Here is a 4424-nt window from a genome sequence, read left to right as displayed (position 1 = left end):
CGTGCTCGTCGAGACCTCGCGCACCGGCGCCGAGCTCGCCGACCGCTTCGGAGCTGAGATGGCGTCGACCATGCGCGACGAGGCGGACATGCATCGCCTCTGGTACGACCTGCGCAATCAGGCGATGTTCGAAAGCGGGTTTCGTGACACGATCATCGCGATCGATCAGTTGCTCGCCGACATGGTCTGGGCGGTGGTCGCACGATACGGCCAGCTCGAGCATGCGCAACCGGCCGTCGACCCCGTCTCGGCGTACGCGCTGTTCGATGGGATCTTCCTCAACACGCTCATCGCATTCCTGCGAGGCGACGTCGACGCACCCGAGCGCGTGCGTCACGCCAGCGTGAAACTGCTGCACGACGCGTTCTGACGGCTCTATGCCAGAGATGCCAGAGGTTCAGGGGCTTGTCCGCTTTCTCGGCGAGCGCGCCGTCGGCCGAACGATCACCCGCACGAGTGTCGGCGCCATCGCGGCGCTGAAGACCTTCGATCCGCCGATCACCGCCCTGCACGGCGAGCCGATCACGGCGGCCCACCGGCGCGGCAAGTTCGTCGTTCTCTCGTGCGGACCGGGCCTGCACCTCGTGTTTCACCTCGCCAAGGCCGGGTGGCTGCGCTGGTACGAGCTGCTGCCGACGACGCTCATCAAACCGGGAAAGTCTCCGATCGCCCTGCGCATCGCGCTCGATGACGACAGCGGTTTCGACCTCACGGAAGCGGGCACCAAGAAATCACTCGCCGTGTCCGTGGTGCGCGATCCCGCCGAGGTGGCCGGAATCGCCCGGCTGGGCCCCGACCCGCTGGACGAGTCATTCGATCGCGATACCTTCGCCGCGCTTCTCACCGGGCGGCGAACCCAGATCAAGGGTCTGCTGCGCGACCAGTCCGTCATCGCGGGGATCGGAAACGCCTACTCCGACGAGATTCTCCACGCTGCACGGCTGTCGCCGTATGCGATTGCGGCGACGCTCAGCGATTCTGAGATCGATGAACTCTTCGGCGCGATGCGGCGGACATTGACGGATGCCGTGGCCGAGGCATCCGGAAAACCCCCGGCCGACCTCAAAGACGCCAAACGCGCTGGCTTCCGCGTGCACGCGCGGCGCGGCGAGACATGCCCGGTATGCGGCGACACGGTGCGCAGCGTCTTCTTCGCCGACCGATCGCTCGAGTACTGCCCCACCTGTCAGACCGGCGGCAAGATCCTCGCGGACCGGCGGCTGTCGCGGCTGTTGAAGTAGTGTTCGGCAAATCGGCGAACAGTAGCGTAGAACGCCTGCTAATGGTCGCTTAGGGCGATGCCCACCTATGTTCCTCGGTTGGTTGACGACCGGCTGCGAGCCATGCTCAATGAGCGTCCGGCGGTCGCCCTCAACGGCCTCAAGGGTGGAAACATATGCAGCCCACATCGGTGCTCGTGTGGGCCATCTGCGAACCAGAAACGATGATCACGAAATCGACTTCATCGTGCACCGTGGTCGGCGTACGATCGCCGTCGAGGTCAAACTGGCCGCGTCCGTGACGGACGAAGACGTACGGCATCTGCGCTGGTTGAGCGAGCGAATGGGACCTCATCTCACGGACGCACTCATCGTCACCACAGGTAACACTGCGCATCGACGCAAGGATGGTATTGCTGTTGTGCCCGCGGCGCTGCTTGCACCCTAATTCGAGGGGTCAACGCCGCATCCGCCCGACATGGAATGAAATGCGTGCGCATACGTTGGGTACACTGAGCATCAACGTGCTCCGGGGTCGGTGTGAATCCGAACCGGCGGTGACAGTCCGCGAGCGTCTCAGGAAACCGAGATGCTGATCCGGTGAAATTCCGGAACCGACGGTGATGTGGGAGAGATCTCACTAGTCCGGATGGAAGGCAGCACGAAGCGCGAAGGCGCTGTGTCTGTCATCCCCGGGGCCAGAATCGAAGGACACCGGATGGCAGTGCACGAGACAGAGCGCCGCGCGATGGCGCGGGCGCTCGAGATCGCCGCCTTCGGTCCGCGCGGAGTCAACCCGCAGGTGGGCGCTGTCATCATCTCCCCCACGGGCGAGATTCTCGCCGAGGGATGGCATCAGGGCGCCGGCACGGCGCACGCCGAGGTCGACGCCCTCTCCAAGCTCGCCCCGGGTGCAGCGCGCGGCGCCACCGCCGTCGTCACGCTGGAGCCGTGCAATCACACCGGCCGCACAGGCCCGTGCGCCCTCGCGCTGGTCGAGGCAGGCGTCAGCCGCGTCGTCTATGCGCTCGACGACCCCGGTGCCGTCTCCGGAGGGGGCGCGGATCGCCTGCGCAGCGCGGGCGTCGAGGTCGAGGGCGGTATCGCGGCAGAAGCCGTTCGCGCGCTCATCGAAGACTGGCTCACAGCCCAGCGACTCGGTCGTCCGCACATCACCGTCAAATGGGCCCAGAGCCTCGATGGCCGGGCCGCTGCCCACGACGGCACCAGCCAGTGGATCACCGGGCCCGCCGCGCGCGCCGATGTACACCGCCGCCGTGCGGCCGCCGACGCCATCGTGGTCGGAACCGGCACGATTCTCGCCGATGATCCCTCGCTCACCGCCCGCGACGGCGAGGCGCTCTATGCGCACCAGCCGGTCCCCGTCGTCATCGGGTCACGACAGACCCCCTCGGATGCCGCCATCCACCGCCATCCGCACGATCCGCTGTTCTACAGCACGCGCGACCTGCACGCTGTCATCGCCGATCTGCACGGCCGCGGCATCCAGCGCGTGTTCATCGAAGGCGGCCCGACGCTGGCCAGCGCCTTCATCGCAGCGGGCCTCGGCGACCAGATACTCGCCTACATAGCACCAGTGCTGCTGGGCGGTGATCGCCTCGCGCTGACCGACATCGGCACCGCGACCATCGCCGACGCACGGCGACTCACGATCGAAGAATGGGTGCCGCTCGGGCCCGACATGCTTGCGATAGCACGACCGCAAAGAAACGAAGGAGTCCGCTGATGTTCACCGGAATCATCGAAGAGATCGGTGAGATCACCGCGATCGCACCCGCTGGCGACGGCTGGCGATTGACCGTCCGCGCCCCGAAGGCTGCCCACGACGCCATCCACGGCGAATCGATCGCGATCTCCGGCGTGTGCCTCACCGTCGTCGGCTCGACAGCCGACACGTTCGACGCCGATGTCATGAAGCAGACGCTCGACGTCTCGGCTCTGGCCACGGCATCCGTCGGCACTCGTGTCAACGTCGAGAAGGCCATGCAGGTCGGCGCACGCCTGGGCGGGCATATCGTGCAGGGCCATGTCGACGGAACCGGAGAGGTCATCCAGGTGCGCCCCGGGGACGAGTGGAGCGTGCTGCGCATCTCGCTTCCGGCGGAGCTCGCACCGCTGGTCGTCGACAAGGGCTCAATCACCGTCGATGGCACGTCACTGACCGTGTCGACGGTGTCGGAGCCTGCGACCGGTTCCGGGGCCAGCCACTGGTTCGAGGTCTCCCTCATTCCCGAGACGCTCGCGTCGACCACGTTCGGCTCCCGCGTCAGCGGCGATGCTGTGAATCTTGAAACCGATATCGTCGCCCGCCACGTCGAGCGCCTCCTGGCGTTCCAGGCCGCCCCGGAAGGAGGCTCACGATGAGCCTTTCCACCATCGAAGAAGCTCTCGCGTCGCTGCGCGCGGGGCGCCCTGTCATCGTCGCAGACGATGAGAATCGCGAGAACGAGGGTGATGTCATCCTCTCGGCAGAGCTCGCGACACCCGAGTGGGTCGCCTGGACCGTGCGCTGGTCGTCGGGTTTCATCTGTGCTCCGATGCCCGCAGATCTCGCCGACAACCTCAACCTTCCGCCCATGGTCGAGGCCAACGAAGACTCCCGTTCGACGGCATACACCGTCAGTGTGGATGCTGCGGACGGTGTGACCACGGGCATCAGCGCCGCGGACCGCTCGCACACGCTGAACGTGCTCGCTGATCCGCAGTCGACCGCGACGAGCGTGATTCGCCCCGGCCATGTGCTGCCGCTGCGCGCCGTCGACGGTGGAGTCCGCGAACGCAGCGGCCACACCGAGGCGGCCGTCGATCTCATGCGGCTGGCTGGCCTCCAGCCGGTCGGCGCGATCGCCGAAGTCGTGGCTGAAGACGGCAGCATGATGCGGATGCCCGGCCTCATCGAGCTCGGTGCGCGCGACGAAATCCCCGTCATCACGATCGAGCAGCTGATCGCGCACCTCAACGAGGTCGATCCCCTCGACGGGCCGGTCGTCTCGTCACGCGCGGGCCGTCGCCGCGTGAGCCTGCGGGCGGATGCCACGGTGCCGACGTCGCACGGAACCTTCCGCTTCCTCGCCTATAAGGACCGGGTCACCGGCACCGACCACATCGCGGTCGTCTCAGGCGAGCTCGACGAGACCGCGCTCGTGCGCGTGCACTCCGAATGCCTCACCGGTGAAGCGTTCG

4 protein-coding genes, 1 pseudogene and 1 riboswitch are annotated in these 4424 nt (G+C 66.7%); all 5 genes and pseudogenes read left to right on the top strand.

Annotated features, from left to right (window positions below):
* Positions 1-370: pseudogene (locus Q1J95_RS14860) on the top strand (TetR/AcrR family transcriptional regulator); the annotation flags it as partial.
* 7 nt (positions 371-377) lie between these two features.
* The gene (locus tag Q1J95_RS14855; protein WP_300269021.1) at positions 378-1241 is read left to right on the top strand and encodes a DNA-formamidopyrimidine glycosylase family protein; all 864 of its coding nucleotides are present in this window, start codon (positions 378-380) and stop codon (positions 1239-1241) included.
* 499 nt (positions 1242-1740) lie between these two features.
* Positions 1741-1887, top strand: a riboswitch (FMN riboswitch).
* A gap of 51 nt (positions 1888-1938) precedes the next feature.
* Positions 1939-2967: a bifunctional diaminohydroxyphosphoribosylaminopyrimidine deaminase/5-amino-6-(5-phosphoribosylamino)uracil reductase RibD gene (gene ribD, locus Q1J95_RS14850; RefSeq protein WP_300269018.1), complete on the top strand. Its 1029-nt coding sequence runs from the start codon at positions 1939-1941 to the stop codon at positions 2965-2967.
* The gene (locus tag Q1J95_RS14845) at positions 2967-3605 is read left to right on the top strand and encodes a riboflavin synthase (RefSeq protein ID WP_300268976.1); all 639 of its coding nucleotides are present in this window, start codon (positions 2967-2969) and stop codon (positions 3603-3605) included. Before ribD ends, Q1J95_RS14845 begins: the two co-directional genes overlap by 1 nt.
* Positions 3602-4424: 3,4-dihydroxy-2-butanone-4-phosphate synthase (gene ribB, locus Q1J95_RS14840; protein ID WP_300268973.1), on the top strand; the 823-nt coding region annotated here is incomplete at its 3' end. The genes Q1J95_RS14845 and ribB, both read left to right, overlap by 4 nt.

It is taken from the genome of Microbacterium sp., assembly GCF_029263575.1.
In the GTDB taxonomy this organism is placed as follows: Bacteria; Actinomycetota; Actinomycetes; order Actinomycetales; family Microbacteriaceae; genus Microbacterium.
This window is presented reverse-complemented; position numbering and strand designations above follow the sequence as displayed.

Coding starts and splice junctions, on each gene's coding strand:
- Q1J95_RS14855 (WP_300269021.1), top strand. CDS start 378: ATGCCAGAGATGCCAGAGGTTCAGGGGCTTGTCCGCTTTCTCGGCGAG.
- ribD (WP_300269018.1), top strand. CDS start 1,939: ATGGCAGTGCACGAGACAGAGCGCCGCGCGATGGCGCGGGCGCTCGAG.
- Q1J95_RS14845 (WP_300268976.1), top strand. CDS start 2,967: ATGTTCACCGGAATCATCGAAGAGATCGGTGAGATCACCGCGATCGCA.